Annotated in this window: 18 protein-coding genes; 9 read left to right on the forward strand and 9 right to left on the reverse strand. The window is 60.1% G+C overall.

Annotated elements, in window-relative coordinates; translation table 11 throughout:
- Nucleotide 1: 1 nt before the first annotated feature.
- Genes FHT87_RS23885 through FHT87_RS23900 form a run of 4 tightly spaced genes read right to left on the reverse strand, consistent with a single transcriptional unit; the run spans nucleotide 2 to nucleotide 3250 of the window.
- Nucleotides 2-511, reverse strand: coding sequence for a chemotaxis protein CheW (locus FHT87_RS23885; RefSeq protein WP_183735220.1), 510 nt, complete (start codon nucleotides 509-511; stop codon nucleotides 2-4).
- The gene (locus FHT87_RS23890) at nucleotides 508-2559 is read right to left on the reverse strand and encodes a chemotaxis protein CheA (protein WP_183805213.1); all 2052 of its coding nucleotides are present in this window, start codon (nucleotides 2557-2559) and stop codon (nucleotides 508-510) included. The genes FHT87_RS23885 and FHT87_RS23890 overlap by 4 nt, the downstream gene beginning before the upstream one ends.
- Nucleotides 2556-2924, reverse strand: coding sequence for a response regulator (locus FHT87_RS23895; protein WP_183735222.1), 369 nt, complete (start codon nucleotides 2922-2924; stop codon nucleotides 2556-2558). The genes FHT87_RS23890 and FHT87_RS23895 overlap by 4 nt, the downstream gene beginning before the upstream one ends.
- Nucleotides 2921-3250: an STAS domain-containing protein gene (locus FHT87_RS23900; RefSeq protein ID WP_183735223.1), complete on the reverse strand. Its 330-nt coding sequence runs from the start codon at nucleotides 3248-3250 to the stop codon at nucleotides 2921-2923. The genes FHT87_RS23895 and FHT87_RS23900 overlap by 4 nt, the downstream gene beginning before the upstream one ends.
- 343 nt (nucleotides 3251-3593) lie before the next feature.
- On the opposite strand from FHT87_RS23900, the gene FHT87_RS23905 reads away from it, so the two are divergent.
- Nucleotides 3594-5339 carry a chemotaxis protein gene (locus FHT87_RS23905; protein ID WP_183805215.1) on the forward strand — a complete coding sequence of 582 codons (1746 nt, stop codon included), beginning with the start codon at nucleotides 3594-3596 and terminating at the stop codon, nucleotides 5337-5339.
- A gap of 15 nt (nucleotides 5340-5354) precedes the next feature.
- On the opposite strand, the gene FHT87_RS23910 is transcribed toward FHT87_RS23905, so the two are convergent.
- Together FHT87_RS23910 and FHT87_RS23915 are read right to left on the reverse strand one after the other, a co-directional pair.
- On the reverse strand, nucleotides 5355-6437 hold the full coding sequence (locus tag FHT87_RS23910; protein WP_183805217.1) for a tetratricopeptide repeat protein: 1083 nt from the start codon (nucleotides 6435-6437) through the stop codon (nucleotides 5355-5357).
- 10 nt (nucleotides 6438-6447) lie between these two features.
- Nucleotides 6448-7101: a thiamine phosphate synthase gene (locus tag FHT87_RS23915; protein ID WP_183735226.1), complete on the reverse strand. Its 654-nt coding sequence runs from the start codon at nucleotides 7099-7101 to the stop codon at nucleotides 6448-6450.
- Between the two features lie 108 nt (nucleotides 7102-7209).
- Between FHT87_RS23915 and FHT87_RS23920 the strand changes: the two genes are divergently transcribed.
- Both FHT87_RS23920 and FHT87_RS23925 read left to right on the forward strand, forming a co-directional pair.
- Complete coding sequence (locus FHT87_RS23920; protein WP_183805219.1) at nucleotides 7210-7974, forward strand: sulfite exporter TauE/SafE family protein; 765 nt, start codon at nucleotides 7210-7212, stop codon at nucleotides 7972-7974.
- Nucleotides 7975-8039: 65 nt separating this feature from the next.
- Nucleotides 8040-8300 carry a metalloregulator ArsR/SmtB family transcription factor gene (locus tag FHT87_RS23925; protein WP_025669780.1) on the forward strand — a complete coding sequence of 87 codons (261 nt, stop codon included), beginning with the start codon at nucleotides 8040-8042 and terminating at the stop codon, nucleotides 8298-8300.
- A 156-nt stretch (nucleotides 8301-8456) separates the two neighbouring features.
- On the opposite strand, the gene FHT87_RS23930 is transcribed toward FHT87_RS23925, so the two are convergent.
- Nucleotides 8457-8630 carry a DUF465 domain-containing protein gene (locus FHT87_RS23930; RefSeq protein ID WP_007826474.1) on the reverse strand — a complete coding sequence of 58 codons (174 nt, stop codon included), beginning with the start codon at nucleotides 8628-8630 and terminating at the stop codon, nucleotides 8457-8459.
- 230 nt (nucleotides 8631-8860) lie between these two features.
- Here FHT87_RS23930 and FHT87_RS23935 point away from each other — a divergent pair, with 230 nt between their 5' ends.
- The 6 genes from FHT87_RS23935 (at nucleotide 8861) to FHT87_RS23960 (ending at nucleotide 12787) form a co-directional block, all read left to right on the forward strand.
- On the forward strand, nucleotides 8861-9064 hold the full coding sequence (locus FHT87_RS23935) for a DUF465 domain-containing protein (protein ID WP_007826473.1): 204 nt from the start codon (nucleotides 8861-8863) through the stop codon (nucleotides 9062-9064).
- A 16-nt stretch (nucleotides 9065-9080) separates the two neighbouring features.
- Complete coding sequence (gene purE / locus FHT87_RS23940) at nucleotides 9081-9575, forward strand: 5-(carboxyamino)imidazole ribonucleotide mutase (protein WP_183735228.1); 495 nt, start codon at nucleotides 9081-9083, stop codon at nucleotides 9573-9575.
- On the forward strand, nucleotides 9572-10639 hold the full coding sequence (locus FHT87_RS23945; RefSeq protein WP_183805413.1) for a 5-(carboxyamino)imidazole ribonucleotide synthase: 1068 nt from the start codon (nucleotides 9572-9574) through the stop codon (nucleotides 10637-10639). Before purE ends, FHT87_RS23945 begins: the two co-directional genes overlap by 4 nt.
- Before the next feature lie 175 nt (nucleotides 10640-10814).
- Nucleotides 10815-10940 carry a type B 50S ribosomal protein L36 gene (ykgO, locus tag FHT87_RS23950; protein ID WP_007826467.1) on the forward strand — a complete coding sequence of 42 codons (126 nt, stop codon included), beginning with the start codon at nucleotides 10815-10817 and terminating at the stop codon, nucleotides 10938-10940.
- Nucleotides 10941-11041: 101 nt separating this feature from the next.
- Complete coding sequence (locus FHT87_RS23955; protein ID WP_183805221.1) at nucleotides 11042-11659, forward strand: hypothetical protein; 618 nt, start codon at nucleotides 11042-11044, stop codon at nucleotides 11657-11659.
- A gap of 78 nt (nucleotides 11660-11737) precedes the next feature.
- Nucleotides 11738-12787: an alpha/beta hydrolase gene (locus FHT87_RS23960; RefSeq protein ID WP_183805223.1), complete on the forward strand. Its 1050-nt coding sequence runs from the start codon at nucleotides 11738-11740 to the stop codon at nucleotides 12785-12787.
- On the opposite strand, the gene FHT87_RS23965 is transcribed toward FHT87_RS23960, so the two are convergent.
- Nucleotides 12739-13542 (reverse strand): SDR family oxidoreductase, encoded by an 804-nt coding sequence (locus FHT87_RS23965; RefSeq protein ID WP_183735231.1) that lies wholly within the window; start codon nucleotides 13540-13542, stop codon nucleotides 12739-12741. The two genes, FHT87_RS23960 and FHT87_RS23965, sit on opposite strands and share 49 nt — an antisense overlap.
- Complete coding sequence (locus FHT87_RS23970; protein WP_183735232.1) at nucleotides 13539-13868, reverse strand: nuclear transport factor 2 family protein; 330 nt, start codon at nucleotides 13866-13868, stop codon at nucleotides 13539-13541. Before FHT87_RS23970 ends, FHT87_RS23965 begins: the two co-directional genes overlap by 4 nt.
- Between the last annotated feature and the right edge of the window lie 102 nt (nucleotides 13869-13970).

The following is a 13970-nucleotide window of genomic DNA, read 5'->3' on the forward strand; positions in this document are numbered from 1 at the left end:
GCTAGTTGACGGCCCCCGCCGTCTCATGCCTCGATGAGAAAATCGCCTGCAAATTCGGGAGGATGATGAACTCGCCGCCCCTCTTGACCAGGCAGTTGATGTAATCCGCGCGCCAGCGCATACCCACGCTCGGTGGCGGTTCGCTGGCGCTCTTCGTCAGCGTCGTGACCTCGTTCACCTTGTCGGTGCGCATTCCCACGAGTGTCTGCTCCCCCTGCAGATCGACCTCGATGACGACGATGCGGCTGTCGATCGTCGCTTCCGAAGCTTCCATCCCGAAAGCAAGACGAAGATCGGCGAGCGGAATGACCTTGCCGCGGAAGTTGATGACGCTGGCGACGAAAGGCTGGGCGCCGGGCACCGCAGTTTCGGGAAGCAGATCCAGGATTTCCTGGACGATGACCGCTTCCAGCGCGAAGGTCTCGCCATTGAGATCGAAAGTCAGAACTTCGACTTCCTCGGCATAATTCCAGTGCTTGTCGAATTTTTCGGCTGTTGCTGCTGTGCTCATCCTGCCACGCGCAATTGCGCCTCCTGTTGCTGACCCGCGGCAACGAGGTGCCCGACGTCAAGAATGAGAGCGACGCTGCCGTCGCCAAGAATGGTGGCGCCAGAGAAGGTCGCCACGTCGTTGTGCAGTTTGGACATCGACTTGATGACCGTCTGGTGGTCGCCGATGATCTGGTCGACCACGAGGCCGACGCGTTCTGTGCCCGTCGAGATGACGACCACCTTCTGATGCACGTCCGGCTTGGTGCCGGTGCGGAAGAGATCGCGCAGCCGCAGGAACGGCACCAGGCTGTCGCGCAGCGAGATGAAGCTGCGCCCACGCGAGCGGAGATCTTCTTCCAGCGAAAGTTCGAGGCATTCTTCGACCGCCGAGAGCGGGATGACGTAACGGCCGGAACCGACACGCACCAGCAGGCCATCGATGATCGCGAGCGTCAGCGGAATGCGCAGAGAGACTTCCGATCCCTGCCCCGGCAGGCTGACGATCTCGATGGCGCCACGCAGCGCCTCGACCGTCTTCTTGACGACATCCATGCCGACGCCGCGGCCGGAGAGATTGGTGATCTGCGCAGCGGTGGAGAAGCCCGGCGCGAAAATGAGCTGCAGCAGTTCCTGATCGGAAAGCGGCTGGCCGGGCGCAATCAGGCCCGAGGATTCCGCCTTGGCGCGAACCCGCTCGCGGTTGATGCCGCGGCCGTCATCCTTGATGGAGATGATGACTTCGCCGCCGGACTGGCGGGCGGCAAGCGTCACGGTCCCTGCTTCCGTCTTGCCGGCGCCAAGGCGTTCGGCTGGCGGCTCGAGGCCATGGTCGATCGAATTGCGGACGAGGTGGACAAGCGGATCGGCGAGACGCTCGATGACGGTCTTGTCGACTTCGGTGGTCTCGCCTTCGGTGACGAGTTCGATCACCTTGCCGGTTTCACGCGCGAGATCATGGACGAGGCGGCGGAAGCGCGAGAAGAGCGTTCCGACCGGCACCATGCGAAGCACCATCATCGTGTCGCGAAGCTCGCCGGAGAGACGTTCGATTTCCTCCGAAACCGAGCGCAGGGCGATATCCGAGCTGGAACTTGCCAGCTGGCTGAGGCGCGACTGGGCGATGACGAGCTCGCCGACGCGGTCCATCAGCTCGTCGAGACGTTCTGCCGGAACGCGGACGTTTTCCTGCGTTTTTGCCTGGGCTGCGGCTTGGGCGGGCGCGGGCGTTTCGCGCTTCACCGGAACGGCCTCGACCGGGCGGAATTCCGGAGAGGCGGCGGGTGTTGCCGCCGCGACCGGAGCGGCGGCAGCTATATCCTTCTTTGTATCGACCGGAGCGGGCTGCGGACCGGCGATTTCCTGAACATCGAGCTCCATATCGTCCATGACGAAGATGAAGACGTCGTCTATGGCGGAACGGTCCTGCTCGCTGGTCAGAACGACGTCCCAGGAAACGTAGAGTTCGGTCGGGACCAGATCATCGAGCGGCGGAATGCCTGACGTGTTTGCACGAACAGTGCATTCGCCGAGATCGCGCAGTTCATCCAGAAGACCGAGCGGGTTGGTGCCGTTGGCCATGGCATTTGCCGGCAGGCTGAAACGGATGCGCCAGGTCGTCGTCTTCTTAGCAGGAGCGATTGCAGTGACAGCGGGCACTGCAGCGGCAGGCGCAGCAGCCTCCTTTGCCTCGACCTTGCCGCCGACGGCGGCCTGAAGCTGGGCAAGCAGCTTGTGGCCGGTATCGCCATGATCGGCATCGGGCTGCTCGACGAGAGCCCGCATGTGATCCTGCGCGGCAAGGACGGCCGCGACCAGCTCGGCGGTTGCCGGAACCTCACCCTTGCGGACACGGTCGAAGGCCGTTTCGCAATGATGGGTGAAAGCGGCAAGCGCCTCGAAGCCGAACATCGCCCCCGAGCCCTTCAACGTGTGAAGGCCACGGAACACGGCGTCGACGAGATCCTTGTTTTCGAGGTCGTAGTTAAGGTCGAGAAGGCCGGCTTCGATCGCCTCGAGGCATTCGGCTGCTTCGGTACGGAAGACTGCGACTGGATCAAGCGAGCTCATCTGCCAAGGACCTTCTTCACGATCTTAACGAGATTTTCCGGATCGAACGGCTTGGTGAGCCAGCCGGTGGCGCCGGCAGCCTTGGCGCGCGCCTTGAGGTCTGCATCGGACTCCGTCGTCAGGAAGATGATCGGCACGCCGGCCTGGGCGGGCAGCTTGCGCAGCTCCTCGATCATCGTCAGCCCGTCCATGACGGGCATGTTGAGATCGGTGACGATCAGGTCGAAATTGCCGCTCTTGGCGATTGCCAGGCCCTCGGCGCCATTGACGGCTTCGGTGACTGCGTAACCTGCATTGGTGAGCGTGACCTTGGTGGTCAGCCGGATGCTGGCGGAATCGTCGACGGTCAGGATGTTTGCGCTCATAATGTCACCTCTTTATGCAACCAGAACTTCTTGTCTTCTTCATCGAAGGCCTCGGTAAATCCGGCCCGCTCGAGAACCTTGAGAAGCGAACCGCTGGCCGGAGTCGAAAGGGTAAAAGTCTTACCTGCGGCCTTTGCCTGACGACGGGCCGCTTCGATGAGCTGAAGGAAACTCAGATCCGCCTCCGCATTCTCAGGAAGACTTAGAGTAATACTATTATTGTCACGGAATTGATCAATAATCTTCGAATATACTTCTGAAGCATTGCGAATGCTCAGAATTTTTGGAAGGAATATAGATTCACAATATTGTGCCTGAGTATCCAATGCGGCCTCCATGGTCGGAGAAATACTTAACGACCCTAAAAGGACTCTCATGACAGGCTTAACAGCGGGTAAACGACGGTTGTAGGAAAGTGCAATTTGCGCGAGTCTGGACTCCCTGAATTATCACCCAAGATAAATTATAATGAAGCCTTCTCATATTATAAAATACTATATAAAAACAAATAGATAGATTGGCACCAGCACAGGGTCTGTCAATTCTTGCCGAATGCCTTCATAGGTTGTTAATCACAACGTTTACGAGTCTGCGGCGTTTACCTGCCGTTTCCATCCTGCCCGTAAAAATAGAGTCAAATTGCCTGTGTTTATAAGTAAAGGTACAAAAATGACAAACGCGACGGCATCGGCACAGACTGCGTTTTACGCATCAGGTTCGGATATCAGTCAGACTCTGGAATCGGCCCGCACCGAGGTCGAGGAACGCTTCCTCGAAGGTGGCACCGTCCTGCTGTCCGTCATGGATGTCCTCAATCGTCTGTTGACGTCGCTGGAGCAGATCACCAAGGCGCTCGACAACAATGAGGCGAGTGATACCAGCGCTGATCTCAATGCAACCGTCCAGAACCTGATCGAGCTTCCGGGCGCCGAAGAAAACCGCCAGCAGGCCCTGGCGGCACTTGCCCAGACCGGCTCGGAATTGCACCGGCATGTCGCAGACATGCAGGAGACGATGCGCTACCTGCGCACCTTCGCGGTCACGGTGAAGATAACGGGCGCGGGCCTCGCCGAATTCGCGGGCTTCGCTCAGGAGATCCTCGAACGCATCTATTCAGGGACCGACGAAGTCAACCGTTTCGCTAGCCATCTCGACAGCCTGCAGAAGGAAGTCAAGCTCGCCCTCTCCTTCGGCAACAATCTCTCCAAGAACTATGCCGACACCGTTCCTGCCGTTGCCAGGGCACTCAAGGACGACGCGAAGAAGATCGCCGATCATCGCCAGAATCTAGGGGCGATCGCCCGCGACGTCGGTGCCGTTGCCCGTGGCGTGCAGGCCAAGGTCGCATCCACGCTTTCGGCGCTGCAGATCGGCGATATCACCCGCCAGCGCATCGAGCATGTGCAGAGCACCTTCTCGTTGCTGGAGGATTTCTTCGTAAGCGAGGACGGCGTCAGGCTCGATGCCGACGCACGCAAGCGCCTGCAGAACGTCATTCATCACCTGACGGCCGCGCAGATGGCGGACATGTGCACGGATTTCCAGCGGGATTCCCGCAATGTCGTGCAGACCATCGCGAGTTTCAGCCAGGATACGCAGGAAATTCTGAGGTTGCGCGACCAGATGAGTGGTCAGAGCGGTGGCAATGGCGGCAATTTCATGCGCGCGCTGGAATCCAGCGTCTCGGCCGCCCACGAGATCGTCAAACAGGTCGATGCCGCGGGCCGGCAGGCCGATCAGGTCAGTCAGTCGACGCTCGGCACCGCCGCGACGCTTCTGCACTCCATCGAGGCGATCCGCGCGGTCAAGACCGATATTCACTACATGGCGCTGAATACCAACCTGCGCTGCAGCCGTCTCGGGGAAGAGGGCAAATCGATCAACGTCGTTACCGCCGAGCTGCGCATCTTTGCCGGCAAGCTCGACGATTCAGCCGATGCCATCGTCAACGGCCTGCCGGCACTCGAAGCCTCGGCCGGACGCGTTGCTCCTGCAGGCAGCGCCAAGAACGGCGGCCTTGCCGAAAGCCTCACCTCGGCGGTCGGTACGATCCGCTCCGCAGCCGACCTGATGGAAGACGAGCTCAAGGTGCTTGCCGAACATGGCCGCGAGGTCGCGACCAAGATCAACCTGCTGATCGGCAAACTCGATTTTCAGCATGATCTCGGCGATGTGCTCGCTCGCTGTGCCGACGTGCTGGAAACCGTGGCCGGCGATCGGATCGCCGATATCTCCGACATCGCCGAAGCGATTGCTCCGTTCGACCGCAAGATCTTCAAGCTCTACACGATGGTGCAGGAACGCAATGTCCATCGCGACATCATTCCCGCCATCGACGAAACGGCGGCAGCCGCATCTGCTGAGCCGGCAAAAGCCCAGAGCGACGAAGATCTGTTCGAGGACGCGCTTTTCTAAGGCAAGGCCCGCGCGTCAGTTGGTCCGGCGGAACTTGTTTGCCGCCTCGATCGCGGCCTTCTGCTGATCGTCCTCGATGCCGAGATAGAAATCCTCGAGCACCGGGTCGGTCAGCCCTGCCCGCCGCGACAGCACGTACCATTTCGCGGCCTCGATTGGATCGGGCGGGGTACCGAGCGCATTGATGTATAGATGTGCGAGCTTGTTCTGTGCAACGACATTGCCGCGGTTGGCGGCAAACTTCAGCCATTCGAAGCCACGCACGTAATCCTTCGGCCCGCCGATACCGTTAACCAGCCAGATACCCATGTCGAGCTGCGCCGTATCGAACCCCGCACGCGCCGCGCGCGCCAGCCAGTCGCGGGCCAGAAGCTTCTTGTCTTCAGGCAGATCGGCAACCTTCTGGTAGATCTGCGCAACTGCATATTGCGCATCGGCGACGCCGTGTTCCGCCGACTTCTCATAATAGGGCAAGGCAAGCTTCAGCCCCTTGTCGCCGCGATTGTCGGCAACGAGTGTCTGCGCCCAGTTGAATTCGGCAGACGAATTGCCCGCATCAGCCGCTTTGCGCATGAATTCATCGGCCTTCGCCTTGTCGCGCGTGACGTTGTTGCCCTCCATGAGGAGCAGGGCATATTTGAACATGGCTGCCGGATCGCCACCCTCCGCCGCCTTGCCGTACCAGAAAGCGGCATTCTTCATATCCCGCTTGACGCCAAGCCCCTGCGACAGGATTTCCGCAATCAAGGTCTGGGCGGCCGGATCGCCGAGCTGCGCCCTCGGCAACGCCTTGTCCATGGCAGTCAGGTAATAGCCACGCTGATAGGCGCCGAACGCCTCGTCGATCTGCCCCTTGTATTCCTTTTCAGGCGGCAGGTCGGGCAGCTTTGCGCCCATGCGATCGAAAACCCCGACGCCATCGGATGGAACGGCGCCAGCGGGCGGCTGCGGCCGGTCGGTACGGAATGTCTGGCTGGGCGTCGCGGAGGGTTCGGTAATCGCTTCATTCGCCTGGGCCAGCGCAAACTCCGGCCGGACCGCCAGCAGGGCGGTTATGCAAAGGAGAACGCATCTCGAAAGGCGGGCAGGGATCGGCATGAGGGCGATATCAATCCTCAAACCGTGGCGCTTTTTCGTCAAGCAAGGCATTGATCTGAGCCACGATCGAGGACGCCTGCGCCGGCTCCGCAAAAACCCCCATGCGCATCGCCACGAACTCCGCGCCGGTCTCGGCAACGGCAAGCGCGGAAGCCGGATCGGTGCCGCCCATCACGATGCAGGGGATCTCGATCATCGAAGCCCACCACTCGGCAAGCGCCAGGTTCTTCGGATGCGCCTCCGGCTTGATGTCGCCATCGAGCTTGCCGAAGAAGATGTAGTCGGGCCGTTCCTCGCCGACTTCCAGCGCCGTATGCCGGTCGGCCGCATTGCCGCCGCCGACGATCAGCTTGTCCGCGTAACGATCGATCGCATCGGCAATCTCGCCTGCCGGTCCGGTGACATGCAGGCCATCGGCCTTCGAACGGCCGACAACGCGGCTGTCGCCGGCGATCAGTGCCGCAGCACCGGCACCCTGAATGATCGGCACGAGCTTCTCCGCACGTTTCTGGAAGCTGCCGTCATCCAGGCCGTATTGCGGGAGAATGACGGATGCGACATCGCCGCCATCAAGCGCATCGGCAACGCTCTTCACCTGTTCATCGGCATCGGCGATGTCGGGCACAACAAGGACAAGGCGGCAGCGGTTTTCCGGTTCGGTCATGAAGTCTTTCCATCTGCGGCGGTTTTTCCCGCTCTATGGCGGATCCGCACTCGTTTTGAGTGAGTAATTCCGATAGAGGGGGCTTGCAAGGGGAGGAACTTCAAAAGCATGCCGCAAGATCTGTCATTCTACTACGCCGCAATCCCGGCTGTCATTCTGGTCGGGCTTGCCAAAGGCGGGATGGGCGACGCTTTGTCGCTGATCGGCCTCCCCTTTCTCGCCCTCGTCGTCGCACCCGTCGAAGCCGCCGCGATCCTGCTTCCCATCCTCGTTTTCATGGACATGATATCGCTGGTGATCTGGCGCCAGCACGGCGACTGGACGACGCTGAAGATCATGCTGCCAGGCGCCATTCTCGGTATCGCTTTCGGCTGGGCCACCTCCGCTCTCGTACCAGGCAATGTGCTGCGCATTCTCATCGGCGCCGTCACCATCGCCTTCTGCCTGCGTTATTTCTGGAACAATTTCGGCCCCGGCAAGGGGAAGGTCATCCCGCCGCGGCCCCAGCGCCCGGTGCTGGCGAGCCTTTGGAGCACGCTTTCCGGCTATGGCAGCTTCGTCGCCCATGCCGGCGGCGCGCCCTTCCAGATCTATGCCTTGCCGCTCAAGCTGCCGCCGCGGGAATTCACCGGCACCAGCGTGCGCTTTTTCGCCATCCTGAACGCCGTAAAGCTCGTTCCGTATTTCGCGCTCGGCCAGCTCGACACCCGCAATCTTCTGGCCTCCGCCACGCTCCTGCCCTTCGCTCCGCTGGCAACAATCACCGGCGCATGGTGCGTACGGCGCATGAAGCCGCAGATATTCTATCCCTTCATGTATACCATGGCGCTGATCGCCGCTTTCCTGATCCTGCGCGAAGGCATGCTCGAATAGGGTTGTCTTCCGTTGCGATGCACAATTTCCTTGCTGCAAGGGCCTGTTTGACGTAGCTTTTTGCGATGTCGAACACGGACCCCTTCGCTGCGATTGCTGATCCGAACCGGAGGTTTTTGCTGGAGGAATTGCGGCGCGCGCCGAAGACGGTCAATGAGCTTGCCGAGGGCCTGCCGATCAGCCGCCCTGCCGTGTCGCAACATCTGAAGGCGCTGCTCGAAAGCAACCTCGTTTCCGTGACCTCGGAAGGCACGAAGCGCATCTACACGGTCAACAACCGCGGCTTCGACAAGCTCAATCTCTGGCTGGATCAGTTCTGGGCCTGAAGACGCCCTTTTCTCATAAAAACGCCAGCCCGATGCCGCATGCAAGGGACTGGCGCTTGATTTCGGTTATTCACCGGGTCTTGCTTGATAGTCTAGAAAACTGGGGAATTTACCTTTTCTTTCACAAGACTGATATCCGGCGATATCCTGGAAAGATCAATGGACGGATGACTTGAGACGCTCGATCTCGTCCTTGATGCGCAGCTTACGGCGCTTGCATTCGGCAAGTTCAGTATCGGAAATAGAGGGAGATGTTCTCAGGGCATGCAACTCCTCCTCGAGAGCGACATGCTTTTTCTGGAGCGATTCAAGATGAGCTTGAACAGTCATTTGACCCTTCCTTCCTCTTACCCTTCCCCAGCCATCCATTGCTGGAGATCCAAGGTGTCAACCCGCGGACTGTGACACATTTTTAAAGGCTTGTCGAAGGCCAAAAGATGAAGACTAAGTGGCAAATTCATGATCAACACTAACTTCCCGTTACCTCTATTTGGTGATAGGAGCTTGCGGAAATTATCGGCAGACCGGACAAGGTCCGAAGACGATTATGGGGAATACAAATGGCCGATCAGGAACAGGCGGAAATCAGGCTCATGGTGGCGCGTCTGCGCCAGGAGCACGAGGATTACGACGCCGCGATCAACGCCATGATTGAGACGGGCTGCGACGCGCTGCGCATCCAGCGCATGAAGAAGAAGAAGCTGGTCATCAAGGACAAGCTCTCCAAGTTGGAAGATCAGATCATCCCCGATATCATCGCCTGAAGGAACGATTGTGACGATGACAGACAGACCGCCAGTCGCCATTATCATGGGCAGCCAGTCCGACTGGGAAACCATGAAGAATGCTGCCGATACGCTGGAGGCGCTGGAAATCGAGTATGACGCGCGTATCATTTCCGCTCATCGCACACCCGACCGGCTCGTCACTTTCGCCAAGGGCGCACGCGCGGAGGGGTTCAAGGTCATCATTGCAGGCGCCGGCGGCGCGGCCCACCTTCCGGGCATGACCGCCGCCATGACGCCGCTGCCGGTCTTTGGCGTGCCGGTCCAGTCGAAGACGATGTCCGGTCAGGACAGCCTGCTTTCCATCGTCCAGATGCCGGGCGGCATCCCAGTCGGCACGCTTGCCATCGGCAAGGCAGGCGCCATCAACGCTGCTCTTCTCGCCGCTGCCGTGCTCGCCCTCTCCGACGAGGAGATCGCCGACCGCCTCGACGAATGGCGGGAGCGCCAAAGCGCCTCGGTCGCCGAATATCCGATGGACGATCTCTGATGGTAAGAACGATAGGTATCATCGGCGGCGGCCAGCTCGGCCGCATGCTTGCCATGGCCGCGGCACGGCTGAATTTCCGCACGGTCATCCTCGAGCCGCAGACGGACAGCCCCGCCGCCCAGCTCGCCAACCGGCAGATCGTCGCCGCCTATGACGATCCGGCAGCGCTCGCCGAACTGGCTGATCTCTGCGACGTCGTGACCTACGAGTTTGAGAATGTGCCTGTTGCGGCTGCCGAAAAGCTGGCAAAAAGCGTGCCTGTCTATCCGCCGCCGAAGGCGCTGGAAGCCGCCCAGGACCGCCTCATCGAAAAACGCTTCATCAACAGCTGCGGGATCCCGACCGCCCGTTTCCATGCCATCGACAGTCAGGCCGATCTCGATTCGGCGCTGGCGGATTTCGGTGGTCAGGGCGTGCTGAAAACCCGCCGCCTTGGTTATGACGGCAAGGGCCAGAAGGTGTTCCGTTCACCGGCCGACAGTCCTGACGGGACCTATGCGGAGCTCGGCTCGGTGCCGCTCATCCTCGAAAGCTTCGTCGCCTTCGAGCGCGAGATCTCGATCATCGCCGCCCGCGCCACCGATGGCACCGTGCTCTGCTTCGACCCGGCCGAAAATGTCCATCGCAACGGCATCCTTCATACATCGACCGTACCGGCGGCGATCTCCGCTGCCACCGCCGATGCAGCACGCAAGGCTGCTGAACAAATCCTCGCCGCGCTCGACTACATCGGCGTCATCGGCATCGAATTCTTCGTGCTGGCCGATGGCAGCCTGATTGCCAACGAGATGGCACCGCGCGTCCACAATTCCGGCCACTGGACGGAAGCCGCCTGCATCGTCTCGCAATTCGAGCAGCATATCCGCGCCGTTGCGGGCCTGCCGCTCGGCAATCCGCGCCGCCATTCCGATTGCGTGATGCAGAACCTGATCGGCGACGATATCCTGGCCATCCCGGACTGGCTGAAACGCGACGACACGCTTGTGCACCTCTACGGCAAGACCGAGTCGCGCCCTGGCCGGAAGATGGGCCACGTGACGATGCTGACGGGCAAAACCACCTGAACCTTTGCCCGGACAGCGCCTGAAACCCACGGAAAAAAGCCTTCACATGGTTGACACAGGGCAGAGGCCGGGTTATCTGCTCCCCCACCTGAAGAGCGCGCCCAGCCGGCGCGCTTTTGATTGTTAAAGATACGGGCGAATGTGAATTCCCCCAGAAACATCGCGGATCAGAAAAATGAAGATCAAGAATTCGCTCAAGTCGCTCAAGGCGCGTCATCGTGACAACCGTCTCGTTCGCCGCAAGGGCCGCATCTACATCATCAACAAGCAGAACCCGCGCTACAAGGCTCGTCAGGGCTGATTGTACGCGTATCCGGTTTGCCTGCCTGCGGGCTGGTATATCGGTTGGTTGCTTCGGTGATCACGCCAAATTTGTTTGATCTTCAGCGATGGCGGGCTAATATGTCCGCCATGCGCTTTTTTGCTATGACCTCAGCGGCGCTGCCGCTTGCCCTCACCCTGTTCGTCCCTGCCCTTCCTGCCATGGCGCAGCAGAAGGACGTTATTGTCGAGCAGCCGGCCAATACCGATTCTTCGCCGAAACAGCGTCTCGACCAGCTCTATTCGCAGTTGAAGCGTGAGCGCGACCCGGACAAGGCGAGCAGCATCGCCAATCAGATCCGCATGGAATGGAACGATTCCGGCAGCGCAACCATCAATCTCCTGATGCAATGGGCCGACAAGGCGATCGAGGAAAAGCGCAATCCAGCAGCCCTAGACTTCCTCGATGAAGCCATCGCCCTGAAGCCGACCTATGCCGAAAGCTGGAACCGGCGCGCGACGCTGAACTTCGTGCTCGGCAACTATCGCAAGTCGATGGCCGATATCGAGCAGGTATTGAAAATCGAGCCTCGCCATTTCGGCGCGCTGTCCGGCATGGCGGCTATCCTCGCCACAACAGGCAATGACGACATAACGCTCAAGGCCTGGGAGCGCATTCTCGATGTCTACCCCGCAGATCGTACCGCCCAGGATCAGGTCAACACGCTCTCGGAAAAGCTTGCCGGCAACCGCACCTGACAGATCCGGCGCGCACTTGACGGCATAAGAAGGTGCACAATCTTAGCTCGATGATATCGTCACTGTGCGGTTGAAGCCATGCTTGCCGAAATCTCTGCCCTCCTTGTCCCGATAGCCGCCGCCATCGGCTATTCCTCCTACAAAGCCCGCCAGTTCGAATATGCCAATCCCAATATCGGCGAACTGACCGATATCGGCGGCTATCGCATGAATGCCGTGCATGTGCCTCGCCCAGACAGCGCCGATCTTCCGGCTCTGGTTTTCATTCATGGCGCGAGTGGCAACCTGCTGGACCAGGCTAGTGCCTTCCAAGAGCCGCTGGAAGGCCGTGCAGAGATGCTCTTCGTCGATCGCCCCGGTCATGGCTATTCGGAACGCGGCGGGCCGGAAAATGCCCTGCCTTCCGGCCAGGCCGACGCTATCGCCAGGCTGATGGAAAAGCGCGGCATCGAAAAGGCAATCATCATCGGCCATTCCTTCGGCGGCGCGATTGCCGCGGCCTTCGGCGTCCGCCATCCGGGCAAGACGGCAGGTCTGCTATTCCTCGCGCCGGCCTCCCATCCATGGCCCGGCGGCATCGACTGGTACTATCATGTCGCAACGGCGCCGGTTGTCGGCTGGCTCTTCAATCATGCAGTCGTAGTGCCTCTCGGCCTGCACCGATTGGAGCGCGGCACGCTGAATGTCTTCCGCCCCAATCCCCGCCCCGTTGATTACGTCGCCAAGACCGGCCCGTCGCTGGTGCTGCGGCCGCGCGCCTTTTACAACAATGCCCTCGATTTCAAAGGGCTTCACGAATATCTGACGGCCAATGCGCAGCACTATTCCAAGATATCAGCACCGACCGTCATCATAACGGGCGACAAGGACGAGATTGTCTGGGAACACCTGCATTCGCGGGGCCTGGCGCGGGATATCAGGGGGTCGGAACTCATCATGGTCAGAGGAGTCGGCCACAAACCGGACTATCTCGCAACTGACGTCGCCATCGCCGCCATGGAGAAGATTGCCGGCGAGCCGCGCGACCTTGCAGCAATTGCCCGCAAGGCGGAAGAGCGGCTAGCCGGCCTTTCAATCGATCAGACCGTCGGAACGGTGCCGCCATCGATGGTATATTCCGCCCCGTGAATGGAAGCGGCACGCGGCGAGGCCAGGAAGGCAACGAGCTCCGCCACCTCTTCCGGGCGCCCTGGCCGGCCGATCGATATACCCCCAAGCGAATCCATCAGCAGCTTGCGGCCACCATCCTCGTCAGTACCGGCCTCTTGCGCGATACGCCGGATCAGCGCTGTTGCAGCCGTGGTCTCGATGAAGCCAGGTGCTATGGCATTCACCCGAACGCCCTTCGGTCCGACCTCTTTCGACAATCCCTTGCTGTAAGTCGACAATCCGGCCTTGGCTGCCGCGTAGGCGAGCGTCGCTTCATAGAGCGGCAGCCGCCTCTGGATCGATGAAATATGGATGATGACGCCATGGCCGCGCTCGATCATGCCGGGCAGGAAGGCCCTGTCGAGCCGCACGGGTGCCATCAGGTTGGCATTGATGTCCGCCTGCCAGTGCTCATCGCTGAGCGCTGCAAAACCGCCGCTCGGTGCCGATGAACCGCCGACGTTATTGATGAGAATATCGAGACCGCCGAAAGCATCCAGCATTGCCGAGGCGACGCTATTGACGCCCTCCGCCGTGCTGATATCGGCCTGAACGAACAGTGACGGCATCTGCCCTTCCGGCAGTGGCGAGCGCGCGGTTGTCACGACCCTCGCGCCAGCTGCCGAAAACCGTCGAACTATCGCCTCGCCCATGCCCTTGGTGCCGCCTGTGACAAGCACACGCTTGCCAATGAACTCGTTCGGATCGAACGGAAAAGCCGGTGCAGCGCTCATGCATCGATCTCCAGATGCGTGATGGCACCACCCGCAAGCGTGAAATGATAATACAAGGTGACGGGACTGCCGGGAAAATTGCCGGCGACCAGTGCAGCCACGACCGGCGTATGAGCTTCACCGGAGATTTCCCTGGGATCGACGGTCACACCATATTTGCGCGTCGTCTCCTCCATCCATTCGCGGATTTCAGCATGACCCCGCCTGTCTTCGCCCTCATCGCGCACGCTGGCATCAGCGGCAAAGCAGGCGAGCATTCCCTCGATATCCTTCTGGTTCTTGGCAGAGTAATAGGCCGACAGCGGCTTCGGAAGCTCTATATTCATTCGCAAACTCCTCTTCGGTTGCTTCCCGAAAAGAATGGGCATAGGCTTTCCAAATGACAAGAACCTACAAGAAAGTCAGGTACTTACCTGAAAGTAAGGTAC

The organism is Rhizobium sp. BK316 (assembly GCF_014193695.1).
Classification (GTDB): domain Bacteria; phylum Pseudomonadota; class Alphaproteobacteria; order Rhizobiales; family Rhizobiaceae; genus Rhizobium.